Origin of the sequence: Pseudomonas sp. MNR3A (assembly GCF_009650575.1) — a bacterium.
GTDB classification, from domain to species: domain Bacteria; phylum Pseudomonadota; class Gammaproteobacteria; order Pseudomonadales; family Pseudomonadaceae; genus Aquipseudomonas; species Aquipseudomonas machongensis.
Window position 1 is genome coordinate 311,863 of the sequence record NZ_VZZS01000002.1, and the last position, 13,752, is coordinate 325,614.

Annotated in this window: 15 protein-coding genes; 12 read left to right on the forward strand and 3 right to left on the reverse strand. The window is 63.8% G+C overall.

The window, feature by feature from the left end; translation table 11 throughout:
* The first annotated feature begins 134 nt into the window (after positions 1 to 134).
* The 12 genes from F6X62_RS01685 to F6X62_RS01740 all read left to right on the forward strand — a co-directional run bounded on the left by F6X62_RS01685 (position 135) and on the right by F6X62_RS01740 (position 11,825).
* Entirely contained in the window at positions 135 to 398 is a 264-nt protein-coding gene (locus tag F6X62_RS01685) for an accessory factor UbiK family protein (RefSeq protein ID WP_065861730.1), read from the forward strand.
* 362 nt (positions 399 to 760) lie between these two features.
* The gene (locus tag F6X62_RS01690; RefSeq protein ID WP_153772503.1) at positions 761 to 1,012 is read left to right on the forward strand and encodes a hypothetical protein; all 252 of its coding nucleotides are present in this window, start codon (positions 761 to 763) and stop codon (positions 1,010 to 1,012) included.
* 286 nt (positions 1,013 to 1,298) lie between these two features.
* Positions 1,299 to 4,013 carry a magnesium-translocating P-type ATPase gene (gene mgtA, locus F6X62_RS01695; RefSeq protein WP_153772504.1) on the forward strand — a complete coding sequence of 905 codons (2,715 nt, stop codon included), beginning with the start codon at positions 1,299 to 1,301 and terminating at the stop codon, positions 4,011 to 4,013.
* Between the two features lie 20 nt (positions 4,014 to 4,033).
* The gene (locus F6X62_RS01700; RefSeq protein WP_063542109.1) at positions 4,034 to 4,420 is read left to right on the forward strand and encodes a DUF2493 domain-containing protein; all 387 of its coding nucleotides are present in this window, start codon (positions 4,034 to 4,036) and stop codon (positions 4,418 to 4,420) included.
* Positions 4,410 to 4,577: a hypothetical protein gene (locus F6X62_RS01705; RefSeq protein WP_153772505.1), complete on the forward strand. Its 168-nt coding sequence runs from the start codon at positions 4,410 to 4,412 to the stop codon at positions 4,575 to 4,577. The genes F6X62_RS01700 and F6X62_RS01705 overlap by 11 nt, the downstream gene beginning before the upstream one ends.
* Before the next feature lie 488 nt (positions 4,578 to 5,065).
* The gene (locus tag F6X62_RS01710; protein WP_054893665.1) at positions 5,066 to 5,314 is read left to right on the forward strand and encodes a hypothetical protein; all 249 of its coding nucleotides are present in this window, start codon (positions 5,066 to 5,068) and stop codon (positions 5,312 to 5,314) included.
* Between the two features lie 27 nt (positions 5,315 to 5,341).
* Positions 5,342 to 5,593 carry a DUF3077 domain-containing protein gene (locus F6X62_RS01715; protein ID WP_153772506.1) on the forward strand — a complete coding sequence of 84 codons (252 nt, stop codon included), beginning with the start codon at positions 5,342 to 5,344 and terminating at the stop codon, positions 5,591 to 5,593.
* Between the two features lie 159 nt (positions 5,594 to 5,752).
* Entirely contained in the window at positions 5,753 to 6,499 is a 747-nt protein-coding gene (locus tag F6X62_RS01720; protein WP_218572542.1) for a hypothetical protein, read from the forward strand.
* 380 nt (positions 6,500 to 6,879) lie between these two features.
* Positions 6,880 to 8,367, forward strand: a complete 1,488-nt coding sequence (locus tag F6X62_RS01725) for a YifB family Mg chelatase-like AAA ATPase (protein WP_153772507.1) — start codon at positions 6,880 to 6,882, stop codon at positions 8,365 to 8,367.
* Positions 8,368 to 8,510: 143 nt separating this feature from the next.
* Positions 8,511 to 8,765 (forward strand): DUF2790 domain-containing protein, encoded by a 255-nt coding sequence (locus tag F6X62_RS01730; RefSeq protein ID WP_065861739.1) that lies wholly within the window; start codon positions 8,511 to 8,513, stop codon positions 8,763 to 8,765.
* Positions 8,766 to 8,798: 33 nt separating this feature from the next.
* The gene (locus F6X62_RS01735; protein WP_153772508.1) at positions 8,799 to 9,815 is read left to right on the forward strand and encodes an alpha/beta hydrolase; all 1,017 of its coding nucleotides are present in this window, start codon (positions 8,799 to 8,801) and stop codon (positions 9,813 to 9,815) included.
* Positions 9,816 to 10,037: 222 nt separating this feature from the next.
* Entirely contained in the window at positions 10,038 to 11,825 is a 1,788-nt protein-coding gene (locus F6X62_RS01740) for a monovalent cation:proton antiporter-2 (CPA2) family protein (RefSeq protein ID WP_054893705.1), read from the forward strand.
* An 89-nt stretch (positions 11,826 to 11,914) separates the two neighbouring features.
* Here F6X62_RS01740 and F6X62_RS01745 read toward each other — a convergent pair whose 3' ends face one another.
* The 3 genes from F6X62_RS01745 to F6X62_RS01755 all read right to left on the reverse strand — a co-directional run.
* On the reverse strand, positions 11,915 to 12,199 hold the full coding sequence (locus F6X62_RS01745) for a HigA family addiction module antitoxin (protein WP_081255182.1): 285 nt from the start codon (positions 12,197 to 12,199) through the stop codon (positions 11,915 to 11,917).
* Positions 12,200 to 12,467: 268 nt separating this feature from the next.
* Complete coding sequence (locus tag F6X62_RS01750; RefSeq protein ID WP_153772509.1) at positions 12,468 to 13,286, reverse strand: alpha/beta fold hydrolase; 819 nt, start codon at positions 13,284 to 13,286, stop codon at positions 12,468 to 12,470.
* Positions 13,287 to 13,401: 115 nt separating this feature from the next.
* Positions 13,402 to 13,752, reverse strand: a 351-nt coding sequence (locus F6X62_RS01755) for an isochorismatase family protein (RefSeq protein ID WP_153772510.1), incomplete at its 5' end; no start/stop codon positions are given.

Genomic DNA, 13,752 nt, shown 5'->3' on the forward strand with positions numbered 1-13,752 from the left:
TGGCCAGTACGCTGAAAGCTGCACGATTCTGGTGCATCGAGCCGCCGGCAGCTGCTCAAAAAGTGTGCGTCCGACCGTCGAAATGCGCCGTGCTACACTGCCCACCTTTCACACGCCACGGAACAGCCTGACCCATGCTCGCGCCCAAAGCCCTTCTCGACGCCCTGAGCGACCAGGCCTCGCGCCTGTTCAGCGGCGACACCGCGCAGCCGCGCGCCGAACTCGAAAGCCAGTTCAAGATCCTGATGCAGAGCGCGTTCAGCAAACTGGACCTGGTCAGCCGGGAAGAATTCGACAGCCAGATGGTGGTCCTGGCGCGCACCCGCGCGCGCCTCGAAGCCCTGGAGAAGCAAGTGGCCGAGCTGGAAGCGCGCATGGCGCCACCAGCCCAGGACTAGCCACCCTGAGGGATATACGGCCGGCCTCCGCGCAGAGGCCGGCCGCAAACTTCAAACGCTTCCTACAAACACCAGGGAGCATTCAAACAAGATGAAACTTATTTAAAGTTCACCTCCCCGGTTGACTTCGATACTACCCTTGAATAAAGTTCGCTCGCCCCTGAGAGAAGGGGCCTTTTTTCCATTCACTGAAGAATTCAATGGACACAGTATCTAGTCGCTGCCTGACCGCCGCCGCACGGCCCGGTCAGGCACTTGAACCGGAACACCGGTCCCGACACCCTGGTCGGGCAAGCCGCGCCAGAGCCTGATGCTCCGCCGTGACTTGCCACAGCCGGTGTCCGCCGGTTGGAGGCAAGCTCATGAACCTCACGTCATTCGTTTCACATCGCCTGCACGCCTGCCTCGCGCGTTTGCAGGCCCGCGCCTGGCCGCCTCGTGGCCCGTGCGCTCCAGCCCAGCCCTCGGCCGCCGTGCGCGGCCCGCAGTTGCGTGCCGTATGGCAGGCACACCCCTGCCACGGAAAACTCCAGTTGCGCCTGCACTGGCACCACGACGACAGCCAGGACCCACCAGGTAGACGGGGGCCGCTGGCACGCTTTGCGCTCGCCTGAGACCCCACACACTCCACTGAACAACTGATATTGAACAGTAACTTTTGATCGAACTTTCAACATTGAAAGTTCGCCGGACCGTTATTGCCCATTATTTATCAACGAGGAATACAAACATGGACTGCGCGAGTAGAAAGTTCGCTGCCGAAACAACTTCCGACTCTCGGCAGCGGACAGACAACTGTCGGAAAAACCAAGCATTTTTCTGCGACCCGACATGCCTACGTTCACCCCCTGAGTGAAACGTCTGTGTGTCGTGCCGCCGCAGCGGCAGGAGCACAGCAACATGACCGTCAAACACCGCAACACCCCATCGGCCAAGGCCGAACGCGAAACCCGCCTGTCCACCCGCGCCGCCCGTGAAGCGCGCAATGGCCTGTCCGTCACCCTCGCCAACCTCGATGCCAGCGAGCATGGCCTGACCGAACACGAAGCCGCCAAGCGCCTGCAGCGCGACGGCGCCAACCAGGTGGCCCACGACCAGCAACCCCACGCCCTGGTGCAACTGCTCAAGGCCCTGCACAACCCCTTCATCTACGTCCTGCTGACCCTGGCCGGGATCAGTTTCGTCACCGACTACTGGATGCCGATCAGCGCAGGTGAAGCGGACGACGCCGACCTGACCAAGGTCATCATCATCATGACCATGGTCAGCCTCAGCAGCCTGCTGCGCTTCTGGCAGGAGTACCGCTCGAACAAGGCCGCCGACGCCCTCAAGGCGATGGTGCGCACCACCGCCACCGTGCTGCGCCGCGAACAGTTCGGCCAGCCGCCGCGCCTGCGCGAAGTGCCCATGGACGAACTGGTGGCCGGCGACATCGTGCAGCTTTCGGCGGGCGACATGATCCCCGCCGACATCCGCCTGCTCGAATCACGCGACCTGTTCATCAGCCAGGCGGTGCTCACCGGCGAGGCACTGCCGGTCGAGAAGTACGACACCCTGGGCAATGTCGCGCAGAAGTCCGCCACCGATGACAGCGGCAACCAGGACAACCTGCTCGAGTTGCCGAACATCTGCTTCATGGGCACCAACGTGGTCAGCGGCCGCGCCCGCGCCGTGGTGGTCGCCACCGGCCGGCGCACCTACTTCGGCTCCCTGGCCAAGGCCATCTCCGGCTCGCGCAGCCAGACCGCCTTCGACCGCGGCGTGAACAGCGTCAGCAGCCTGCTGATCCGCTTCATGCTGGTGATGGTACCGGTGGTGTTCATGATCAACGGCCTGGTCAAGGGCGACTGGGGCGATGCCTTCCTCTTCGCGCTCGCCGTGGCCGTGGGCCTGACCCCGGAAATGCTGCCGATGATCGTCAGCGCCAACCTGGCCAAGGGCGCCGTGGCCATGGCCCGGCGCAAGGTGGTGGTCAAGCGCCTGAACGCCATCCAGAACCTCGGTTCGATGGATGTGCTGTGCACCGACAAGACCGGCACCCTCACCCAGGACCGGATCATCCTCGAGCACCATGTGCGCATCGACGGTGAGCGCGACAAACGCGTGCTGGAACTGGCCTGGCTCAACAGCCACCACCAGAGCGGCGTGCGCAACCTGATGGACCAGGCCGTGCTGCACTTCGCAGGCCAGGAGCGTGAGTTCCAGGCGCCCTACGCCTACGCCAAGGTCGACGAGTTGCCGTTCGACTTCATTCGCCGTCGCCTTTCGGTCGTGGTGAAGAACGCCTTGGGCGATCACCTGATGGTGAGCAAGGGCGCCGTCGAGGAAATGCTCGCCATCGCCACCCATGTGCAGGAAGGTGACAGCGTCGTGGCCCTCGATGAGCGTCGGCGCCAGCGCCTGCTGGCCAGCGCCGATGCCTTCAACCGCGACGGCTTCCGCGTGCTGGTGGTCGCCACCCGCGACATTCCGGCAAGCGAAGGCAAGGCGCAGTACCACACCGACGACGAGCGCGACCTGGTGATCCAGGGCTTCCTGACCTTCCTCGACCCGCCCAAGGAAACCGCCGGCCCAGCCATTGCCGCCCTGCGCGACATGGGTGTAAGGGTCAAGGTGCTGACCGGCGACAACCCGGTGGTCACCTGCAAGGTGTGCCGTGAAGTCGGCCTGGAGCCCGGCCTGCCGCTGCTCGGCCAGGACATCGAGCGCATGGACGACACCACCCTGAAGATTCAGGTCGAAGAACGCACCGTTTTCGCCAAGCTCACCCCACTGCAAAAGTCCCGCGTGCTCAAGGCGCTGCAGGCCAACGGTCACACCGTGGGCTTCCTCGGCGACGGCATCAACGACGCCGCCGCCCTGCGCGACGCCGACGTCGGTATCTCGGTAGACAGCGGCACCGATATCGCCAAGGAATCGGCCGATATCATCCTGCTGGAAAAAAGCCTGATGGTGCTTGAGGAGGGCGTGCTCAAAGGTCGCGAAACCTTCGGCAACATCATGAAGTACCTGTGCATGACCGCCAGTTCCAACTTCGGCAACGTGTTCTCGGTGCTGGTGGCCAGTGCGTTCATTCCCTTCCTGCCGATGCTGGCGATCCACCTGCTGCTGCAGAACCTGATGTACGACTTCTCCCAGCTGTCGCTGCCGTGGGACCGCATGGACAAGGAGTTCCTCAGCGAACCGCGCAAGTGGGATGCCCGCAACATCGGCCGCTTCATGCTGTGGATCGGCCCGACCTCGTCGATCTTCGACATCACCACCTTTGCCCTGATGTGGTACGTGTTCGCCGCCAACAGTGTCGAGATGCAGGCGCTGTTCCAGTCTGGCTGGTTCATCGAAGGCCTGCTGTCGCAAACCCTGGTGGTGCACATGCTGCGCACGCGCAAGGTGCCGTTCTTCCAGAGCACAGCAGCGCTGCCGGTGATCCTGGCCACGGGCCTGGTGATGGCGCTGGGGATCTACATCCCGTTCTCGCCGGTGGGCGCTATGGTCGGCCTGGTGCCGCTGCCGTGGGAATACTTCCCTTGGCTGGTCGCCACCCTGCTGGGCTACTGCGTGGTCGCACAGACCATGAAAACCCTCTACATCCGCCGCTTCGGACAGTGGTTCTGAACCTGCAGGGAGAGCAGACCATGCGCGTACTGATCTGTGCGGGACGCAACTACGCCGACACCCGGCGCTGCCGCCAGGCGCTGGACGACGTCCAGCGCCAGCGGCCGATCCGGGTGTTGATCCACGGCGGCAGCCAGTTCCTCGGCGGCGAGATCGAAAGCTGGGCACGCGAGCACGGCGCCGACCTGGTGCGCTACCCGCCCAACTGGCAGTTGCACGGCAAGCAGGCCGAACGCCTGCGCAACCTGTTCATGTTCACCGACAGCCGCCCCGAGTTGTTGCTCGCCCTGCCCGGGGGCGACGACACCGAGGAGCTGCTGGCCAGGGCTCGCGGCGCTGGTGTGCAGGTGATCTGCGGCAGGCAACCACGACAACCCGAGCGAGAGGAGCATTGCCATGACGCCTGAAAAGCCTGATGAGCGAGCCCGCTTCTCGCTCACCCACGACCTGCCACCCGCCCAGGCCCGGGCGGCGCGGCGCAATGTGCTGTTTGTGATCGTGACCTTGGTGTTGAGTGGTGTGTTGGTGGTGTTGTTTGGGGTCGAGGCGCGGTTGTCTGGATGATGCGCCGCAACAGGCTCGTGGGGCGCAGTGAACGCCGGCATAGCCGGCGCCACCCACCACGGTGTCTGCTTCGCGGGCAAGCCCGCTCCCACAAGTGCTGCACCGACTCCGGTGGCTGTGCCCCCTGTGGGAGCGGGCTTGTCCCGCGATCGGGCGCGCAGCGGCCGTCAACGTACGAAAGATCGGAAACCTCTAGCAGGAGCCTTCGATCCGTAGACCTTGGGAAGTATCCTACGCGCTTCGCGGAAGCCTCTTAATTGTCGGGGAAATGCCTCAGGGATAACTTCGCTGGGTCGCCCACATTGGCGGCTGGGTGTGAGAAGCCCAAGTGTTTCAGGAATGGCTTCCCGTCATGGTAGCCGTGCGCGAGCAGGTTTCGACCTGGCCGTGTCCCTGGACCACGGACTTCTCACCTCGTGCACGGCTGCCACCCTAATCCGTGAGAAGGGTTCTGGTGGCAGCTCCAGATGTCGTCCAGGAGTTGAACCATGAAGAAACTCGTCCCCGACCCACCCCGCCTCAAGCTCATCAACAACCCCTACTTCTCCATCCACACCGACATGACTCCTCCCGACGCCCTGGCCCACGCCAGCGAGCTGTTGCGCGGTGTCGCCGAAACCATCGACGAACACTGCCGGACCTATGCCGGTGTACCCGGCCTGCACATGCTGTCGAACGCCGCGCACTCCGCCGAAACGGCTCGCGCGCTGATCGAACATGCGTTGAACCGGATGTGACCCTGAGCCCGTCAAGGAGTGATGAACATGAGCGGTAACCAATCCGGTCGCACCACCGCAGGTGTTGCCACCTTTCTCGAGATGTTTCGCGTACAGCCCGGTGTCCCCTATGAGCGCGCCATCGAAGAAATCTCAGTGCTGGTGGGCTGTACACGTGATCTGAGCGATCAGTTCACAGGGGAGGCAAACCCTGCGGCAATCACCGCCCTGCACTACCTCAGCGCCCTGGCCAAGGCGTTGTTGAATGATCTTGAAGTCAGCCGCAACGCTGGCGACTGAGACCAGGCCAATCGCCTCGATGCCATCCGGCATCGAAGGCGCTAGTGAATGACCTCCCATTTCCATGAAAACCAACGCAAAAGTCCGGTCATTAAAGTATTCCTCCACCACGCCGTTAACTGCCTCAAATGGAGAAGTCGAGTTAACAAGGAGGTCAGCATGACCAGCATCAATGGCACAGGCATACCATCCGCACCCACCGCAAACGCTCAGGACAGTCGGGTAAAGTCGCTGGATGAGTCAGCCAAAGCCGGCGCCAAGTCGAACACAACTGCCGTACCGGCAGCGGTTAGCACCGACACCGCGAAGTTGTCTTCACTGGCGCAGATGCTCAGCGAAGCTGCAACACGTGCCGCCGAGCGCGACACCAGCAATGACCGCAAGAGCCTGGCGACCATCGCCGCGCGCGCGACCCAGCCGATTCACAGCCCCGTATTCGAACAGACCAAGACCGCTCGCGACGCCGAACTGCCGCAATCCAATGATCCGCAACGCTTGCAGCAAGCCCGGCAGGCGACTGCCTTTCTAGAGGGCAAAGGCGCCAATCCTTTCAGCAGCCTGTCCCGCGAACAGTTGTCCCTGATCATCCATGATGAGAGCGGCGCCTTCACAGTCAATGAACGCAGGGCGGCCTTGACCGCTTCCGACGATCAGTATCAAGCCTGGGCGCGCGCCGTCTCTGCGCAATTGATGGACGACTACAACCGCAACGGCTATCTGTCACCAAAGACCCTCAAGGGCATCCTCGACTACTACAAAAGCCTGCCGCCGATCATGGAGGCTCAACTGCCAGACAGCTACGAACAAGACCTGAGCACATTGATTGCGCACGCCGAGAACTCGCAGTCACACAGTAAGGATCAACTACAGTCATTGCTGGATCTGCTAATGGCACAGCGAATGTAGCGCTGTGAAGGATGGAGGGGGTGCAGTAAGCAGATAGAACAACCCACACCTCCAGGCGTATTTTTAAAGTCAACCCTTTCCACCAGAGCTTACTTCGACCGTGCATAACGTCTGGCCTGTTGTTTTTGCACTACCCCGCCTTCCCAGCCACAATCTCCCGCTCCTTGGGCACCAACGCCGACTCGCTATAGAAATACAGCTTCCCATCCGGCGCCACAACACTCGCACCAAACGCCAAGGGGCCAAGCCACCACCTCTCGAAACCGAGCCTCAAGCCCTCGGCAAAACCCCGTCGTACTCTTTCCCCTGCATATCCGGCCACCGACACTATCCTTGCCCCTGCCGCAGGACGCGGCATCCCCAGTGACCAAGGAGTGTCCATGTCTCTCGCCCTCGTCCACAGCCGCGCCCAGGTCGGGGTGCTGGCACCCGCTGTCAGCGTCGAAACCCACCTGGCCAACGGCCTGCCCAACCTCACCCTGGTCGGCCTGCCCGAGGCCACGGTCAAGGAAAGCAAGGACCGGGTACGCAGTGCCATCGTCAATTCGGGCCTTGAATACCCGGCCCGGCGCATCACCCAGAACCTCGCGCCAGCCGACCTGCCCAAGGATGGCGGGCGCTACGATCTGGCCATCGCCCTGGGCATCCTCGCCGCCAATGGCCAGGTGCCGGTGGCGACCTTGGTCGATTTCGAATGCCTGGGAGAGTTGGCGCTATCCGGGGCGTTGCGCCCGGTGCAGGGCGTGCTGCCAGCGGCGCTGGCGGCGCGGGAGGCCGGGCGGGCACTGGTGGTGCCGCGGGAGAATGCCGAGGAGGCGAGCCTGGCCAGCGGGCTGGTGGTGTATGCGGTCGGGCATCTGCAAGAGCTGGTAGCGCACCTCAATGGCCAGGCACCGCTGCCAGCCTATGCCGCCAATGGACTGACACTGCGCGCGCGCCCCTATCCGGACCTCAGCGAAGTACAGGGGCAAATCGCGGCAAAGCGCGCCCTGCTGGTCGCGGCGGCGGGGGCGCACAACCTGCTGTTCACCGGGCCACCCGGCACTGGCAAGACCTTGCTCGCCAGCCGCCTGCCAGGGTTGCTGCCACCGCTGGACGAACACGAGGCGCTGGAGGTTGCGGCCATCCAGTCGGTCAGCGGCAAGGCACCGATCGACTGCTGGCCGCAGCGGCCGTTTCGCCATCCTCATCACAGCGCGTCGGGCCCGGCACTGGTCGGTGGCGGCAGTCGGCCGCAGCCTGGGGAAATCACCCTGGCCCATCATGGGGTGCTGTTTCTTGACGAACTGCCCGAGTTCGAACGGCGTGTGCTGGAGGTGCTGCGCGAGCCGCTGGAGTCTGGCGAGATCGTGATTTCACGGGCCCGGGACCGGGTGCGCTTTCCTGCGCGCTTTCAGCTTGTAGCGGCGATGAACCCCTGCCCCTGCGGCTACCTGGGCGACCCGGCAGCCCGCTGCCGGTGCAGCCCTGAGCAGATCCAGCGCTACCGCAACAAGCTCTCGGGCCCGCTGCTCGACCGCATCGACCTGCACCTGACGGTCGCACGCGAAAGCACCACCCTCAGCCACCAGCCCAGTGGCGAGACCAGCGCCAGCGTCGCCACCCAGGTCGCCCAGACCCGCGAGCGGCAACAGCGTCGCCAGGGTTGTGCCAACGCGTTTCTCGATATGCCAGGCCTGCGCAAACATTGCGACCTGAAAGCCGCCGACCAGTCATGGCTGGAGGGCGCGTGCGAGCGACTCAACCTTTCGCTGCGCGCCGCTCACCGTCTGCTCAAGGTTGCCCGCACCCTGGCCGACCTCGAACAAGCCGAGCGCATCGCCCGCCCCCATCTGGCTGAGGCCCTGCAATACCGCCCCGGTAGTTGACCCGACGTCCGCACAACCACCGATTACCCCACTCAATCTTCTCCATAGCGGAAATATATTTTGCGCACTAAATATTTGCGCGCAATATTCACTTCAAGCAGCAAGCAGTCGCTGACCCCTTACCGAACCCTTGGAGAACGATCATGACCACTCTTCGCAAAGCCTTCGCCATCGCCACCCTGACCCTCGGCACCACTGCAGGCGCCTTCGCCCAGTCCATCGAGGCCACGCCGTACCACTACGGCATGAACCTGGACATCGCCCAGGTCATCGCGGTCGATGCCCCGAACAGCACCCGCAGCCATGCCTCGGCCGCCACCCTCACCTACCGCGACAGCAGCGGCCAGGTGCAGAAGGTCAGCTACATCCACCCCACCACCGCCGCCAACCAGAACTGAACACCACGGCCCGACACCAGAGGAGCTTGAACCATGAAACTGTCCCGCACCCTGACCACCGGCCTGCTGGCCCTCGCCGTCAACAGCGCCTTCGCCGCCGGTAGCCCCGGCGTCGAGCACACCACCCAGGGCTTCCTCGACGCGCTGGCCGCCGGTGGCGGCAAGCCGCTGGAAACCTTGGCGCCCAAAGACGCACGGGCCGTGCTCAGCGGTGCGCAGGCCAGCGTCAAGGTCGACCTCTCGGGTATCGAGGTCGAGCGTCGCACGCTGCAGATCGACGGCAAGCCGCTGGACATCCGCGTGGTGCGCCCGCAAGGCGCGAAGGGTGAGCTGCCAGTGTTCATGTTCTTCCACGGCGGCGGCTGGGTGCTGGGCGACTACCCGACCCACGAGCGGCTGATCCATGATCTGGTGATCGGCTCCGGCGCGGCGGCGGTCTATGTCGACTACACGCCATCGCCAGAAGCCAAGTTCCCCACCGCAATCAACCAGGCCTACGCCGCGACCCGCTGGGTAGCCGAGCACGGCAAGGAAATCGGTGTCGATGGCAGCCGACTGGCCGTGGCCGGTAACAGCGTCGGCGGCAACATGGCGGCGGTGGTGGCGATCAAGGCCAAGGAAGCGGGTACACCCAAGCTGCGCTTCCAGGCGCTGTTGTGGCCGGTCACCGATGCCAACTTCAACAATGCGTCTTACAACCAGTTTGCCGAAGGGCACTTCCTGACCCGCAACATGATGCAGTGGTTCTGGGACAGCTACACCACCGACCCGCGCCAGCGTGACGACATCCATGCTTCGCCGCTGCGGGCCAGCCTGGATCAACTCAAAGGCCTGCCACCAGCACTGGTGCAGACTGCCGAGATGGATGTGCTGCGTGACGAAGGCGAAGCCTACGCCCGCAAGCTCGATGCTGCCGGTGTGCCGGTGACTGCCGTGCGCTACAACGGCATGATCCATGACTTCGGATTGCTGAACGTGCTGGGGCAGGTGCCCGGAACTCGTAGCGCGATGGGCCAGGCGGCGCAGGCGCTGAAGGAACATCTGCAATAACGATAGGTGGCCTCACCGGCCTCTTCGCGGGCAAGCCCGCTCCCACATTTGTAGGAGCGGGCTTGCCCGCGAAGAGGCCGGTGAGGGCTACAAAGGCTCCAGATCCTGAACGCTGCTTCCCACCCCCGACGGTTGCCCCCTCCCCCCGCCGAGACGAAAATGCCTACCGTCCCCGGCGCCTGCTCACACAGCGCTTCATCCAAGCCTCCTGGAGTTCTACCCATGCCACATGAAGGCAGCATCCTGCAGACCGCAGTGATCTTCCTGCTTGCCGCCGTCGTCGCCGTGCCCCTTGCCAAGCGCCTGCAACTGGGTGCCGTCATCGGCTACCTGCTCGCCGGCGTGGCCATCGGACCACAAGCACTGGGCCTGATCCGCGACACCGAGAGCGTGGCGCACATTTCTGAACTGGGCGTAGTCCTGCTGCTGTTCATCATCGGCCTCGAACTTTCCCCCCGACGTCTGTGGCTGATGCGCAAGGCGGTGTTCGGCGTAGGCCTGGCACAAGTGGTGCTGACTGGCGCGATCATCGGTGCCATCGCCCTGTTCGGCTTTGCCCAATCCCTGCCAGCAGCCGTGGTGCTCGGCCTGGGCCTGGCGTTGTCATCCACCGCGCTGGGCCTGCAGAGCCTGGCCGAAAGCAAGCAACTGAACGCCCCCCATGGGCGCCTGGCCTTTGCCATCCTGTTGTTCCAGGACATCGCGGCAATCCCGCTGATCGCGCTGGTGCCCTTGCTGGCGGCCAGCGGGCCGGACACCAGCCACGGCGACAGCATCGAACATGGCCTGCGGGTGTTCGGCAGCATCGCCATCGTCATCGTCGGCGGACGCTACCTGCTGCGCCCGCTGTTCCGCATCGTCGCCCGTACCGGCCTGCCGGAGGTGTCCACGGCCACCGCGCTGCTGGTGGTGATCGGCACCGCCTGGCTGATGGAGGAAGCCGGCATTTCCATGGCACTGGGCGCGTTCCTCGCGGGCCTGCTGCTGGCCGACTCGGAATACCGGCACGAGCTGGAGTCGCAGATCGAGCCATTCAAGGGCCTGCTGCTGGGGCTGTTCTTCATCAGCGTTGGCATGGGCGCCAACCTTGGCCTGCTGCTGGAGGCACCCGCGCTGTTGCTGGGCCTGACCCTGCTGCTGGTAGCGGTGAAACTGCCACTGCTGATGCTGGTCGGCCGTGCGGTGGGCGGCCTGAGCAACCTGAGCGCGCTGCGCCTGGGGCTGGTGCTGGCGGCGGGCGGTGAGTTCGCTTTCGTGGTGTTCAAGCTGGGCAAGGACCAGAACCTGTTCGACACCTACACCTACGATCTGCTGCTGATGACCATCACCCTGTCGATGGCCCTGACGCCGATGTTGCTGCTGGCCAGCTCGCGCCTGATCAAGCGCCCGGCGCCAGCCCGCGAAGTGCCAGAGCAATACCGCACGATCCAGGCCGACGCCCCGCGCGTGGTGATCATCGGCATGGGCCGCATGGGCCAGATCGTGGCGCGTATCCTGCGGGCCCAGAAAGTCTCCTTCATCGCCCTGGACACCTCGGTCGATGCCATCGAGATGACCCGCACCTTCGAACAGGCCCCGGTGTTCTACGGCGACCCGATGCGCCCCGAGGTGCTGCATGCGGCCAAGGTCGGCGAGGCCGAGTACTTCGTCATCACCACCGACGATCCGGAAGCGACCATTCGCATCGCCGAGCGGGTCAAGCATGAGTACCCACACCTGAAAGTGATCGCCAGGGCGCGTAACCGCCAGCACGTGCACAAGTTGCTCGACGTCGGCGCCGAGCCGATTCGCGAGACCTTCTACTCGAGCCTGGAGATGACCCGCCTGACCCTGATCGGCCTTGGCCTGAGCGAGGCCCAGGCGGCAGACCGCATTCAGCGCTTCACCGAGCATGACCAGCAGGTGCTGGAAGCACAGGGACGGGTTCGCGATGACCGGGCGAAGGTGATGCAGACGGCCAAGGAGGCCAGGGTGGAGCTGGAGCGGTTGTTCGAATCGGATAGCGACTGAGCTGTATGCCGCAGGGCCTCCATGTAGCCCCTGCGGCGACACGGCACCTGCTCGACGCCGTGCCAGGAAGGGTGAAAATCAGCTTCGGCTCAAGCAAATCCCAGCCGCGCGATAGGCGGGTGCTCACGATGAGCAGCCTGCCATAGATCATACGCCGCCTGCTCTGCCAGATATTGGCGGGCACTGCCCAGACCAGCCAATTCAAGCCGGTACGCAAGATCGGCGGAGATAGCTGCGCGCCCGTTCATCACAGTGGACAGTTGACCTCGGGAATAACCGAGATGACGAGCAAGCGCAGAGACACTCAGGCCAATCGCCGGCAGGACATCCTCGCGCAACGCTTCACCTGGATGGGGGGGGTTATGCATGGGCATGACAGTGCCTCCTAGTGATAGTCCAGATAGTCCACAAGCTCTGCATCAGTGCCGACAAAGCGAAACACCAGCCCCTCTATACAGACTGCACAATTCTGGAGGGAAGGCGTTCCGGAGGGGAGTTTCAGCTTTCCGCCTAAGGCGTGAGAGCCTTCCTATGCACTGGCGTGATCTGATACCTGCGAAAACCCACCACACAAACAGCAAAAAGGGCGACTGTCTCCAGTCGCCCTCAATCCCGCAGTTGCGCAGGCCCGGCCTCAGCCAGTCACTTCGCCAGAAACGCCAGCAAGTCGTCGTTCAATTGCTGCGCGTGGGTCACGGCAAAGCCGTGTGGTGCACCCTGATACACCTTCAACTGCGCCCCCTCGATCATCTCGGCGGCTTTCTTGCCGGTGGTCTCGAACGGCACGATCTGGTCGTCATCGCCGTGGATCACCAGTGTCGGTACATCGATCCTCGCCATGTCCGGGCGGAAATCCGTTTCGGAGAACGCCGTCACGCAGTCGATGGTGCCTTTGAGCGAGGCCAGCAGGGCAATGTTCAGGGTCTGGGCCTGCACGCCCTGGGAGACTTTCTGCCCGTGGTTGATGCCATAGAACGGCGCGGCGAAGTCGGAAATGAACTGCGCACGGTCGGCACGCAGGCCGTCGCGAATACCGTCGAATACCGACTTGTCGACGCCCTCGGGGTTGTCGGCGGTCTTGATGAACAGTGGCGTCACCGCACCCAGCAGCACCAGCCCGGCCACACGCTCGCTACCCTGCTTGGCGATGTAGCGGGTGACATCGCCACCGCCCATGGAGAAGCCGACCAGGGTCACGTCACGCAGGTCCAGGTGCTCGATCAACTGGGCGATGTCGTCGGCAAAGGTGTCGTAGTCGTAACCGTTCCACGGCTGGCTGGAGCGTCCAAAGCCGCGGCGGTCGAAGGCGATGGTGCGATAGCCGCGGCTGGCCAGGAACTCCATCTGGCCATCCCACATGTCGGCGTCCAGCGGCCAGCCGTGGCTGAACAGCACGGGCTTGCCGCTGCCCCAGTCCTTGTAATAGATCGCGGTGCCATCGCGGGTAACTAGTGTGCTCATCTCGGAATCTCCTGAAAGTCGGGTAGGTCTGGATCTTGAGTGCGGGGCGCGAGGAACATTCCATCGCGCGGCTGGCCGGTCGCTCACGAGGCGTACCGACCGGCCATTGGTTGGGTCACTTGCCCGCGGTGAGGGCGTTGTAGCTGGTGATCAGGTTGCGGTAGTCCGGGATGTGGTTGGAGCACAGCGCAGCCAGGCCTTCGACGTCGTTGCGCCAGTCACGGTGCAGCTCGCAGGCCACGCCGAACCAGGTCATCAGTTGCGCACCGGCAGCTTCCATCCGGCGCCAGGCGGCATCGCGGGTCATCTCGTTGAAGGTGCCGGAGGCATCGGCCACCACGAACACTTCGAAGTCCTCGGCCAGGGCCGACAGTGCCGGGAAGGCCACGCACACTTCAGTCACGACACCGGCGATGATCAGCTGCTTCTTGCCGGTGGCCTTCACCGCCTTGACGAAATCTTCGTT

Excerpts from the sequence above, each read along its gene's own strand:
- F6X62_RS01685 (WP_065861730.1), top strand. The coding sequence starts at position 135 with ATGCTCGCGCCCAAAGCCCTTCTCGACGCCCTGAGCGACCAGGCCTCG.
- F6X62_RS01690 (WP_153772503.1), top strand. The coding sequence starts at position 761 with ATGAACCTCACGTCATTCGTTTCACATCGCCTGCACGCCTGCCTCGCG.
- mgtA (WP_153772504.1), top strand. The coding sequence starts at position 1,299 with ATGACCGTCAAACACCGCAACACCCCATCGGCCAAGGCCGAACGCGAA.
- F6X62_RS01700 (WP_063542109.1), top strand. The coding sequence starts at position 4,034 with ATGCGCGTACTGATCTGTGCGGGACGCAACTACGCCGACACCCGGCGC.
- F6X62_RS01705 (WP_153772505.1), top strand. The coding sequence starts at position 4,410 with ATGACGCCTGAAAAGCCTGATGAGCGAGCCCGCTTCTCGCTCACCCAC.
- F6X62_RS01710 (WP_054893665.1), top strand. The coding sequence starts at position 5,066 with ATGAAGAAACTCGTCCCCGACCCACCCCGCCTCAAGCTCATCAACAAC.
- F6X62_RS01715 (WP_153772506.1), top strand. The coding sequence starts at position 5,342 with ATGAGCGGTAACCAATCCGGTCGCACCACCGCAGGTGTTGCCACCTTT.
- F6X62_RS01720 (WP_218572542.1), top strand. The coding sequence starts at position 5,753 with ATGACCAGCATCAATGGCACAGGCATACCATCCGCACCCACCGCAAAC.
- F6X62_RS01725 (WP_153772507.1), top strand. The coding sequence starts at position 6,880 with ATGTCTCTCGCCCTCGTCCACAGCCGCGCCCAGGTCGGGGTGCTGGCA.
- F6X62_RS01730 (WP_065861739.1), top strand. The coding sequence starts at position 8,511 with ATGACCACTCTTCGCAAAGCCTTCGCCATCGCCACCCTGACCCTCGGC.
- F6X62_RS01735 (WP_153772508.1), top strand. The coding sequence starts at position 8,799 with ATGAAACTGTCCCGCACCCTGACCACCGGCCTGCTGGCCCTCGCCGTC.
- F6X62_RS01740 (WP_054893705.1), top strand. The coding sequence starts at position 10,038 with ATGCCACATGAAGGCAGCATCCTGCAGACCGCAGTGATCTTCCTGCTT.
- F6X62_RS01745 (WP_081255182.1), bottom strand. The coding sequence starts at position 12,199 with ATGCCCATGCATAACCCCCCCCATCCAGGTGAAGCGTTGCGCGAGGAT.
- F6X62_RS01750 (WP_153772509.1), bottom strand. The coding sequence starts at position 13,286 with ATGAGCACACTAGTTACCCGCGATGGCACCGCGATCTATTACAAGGAC.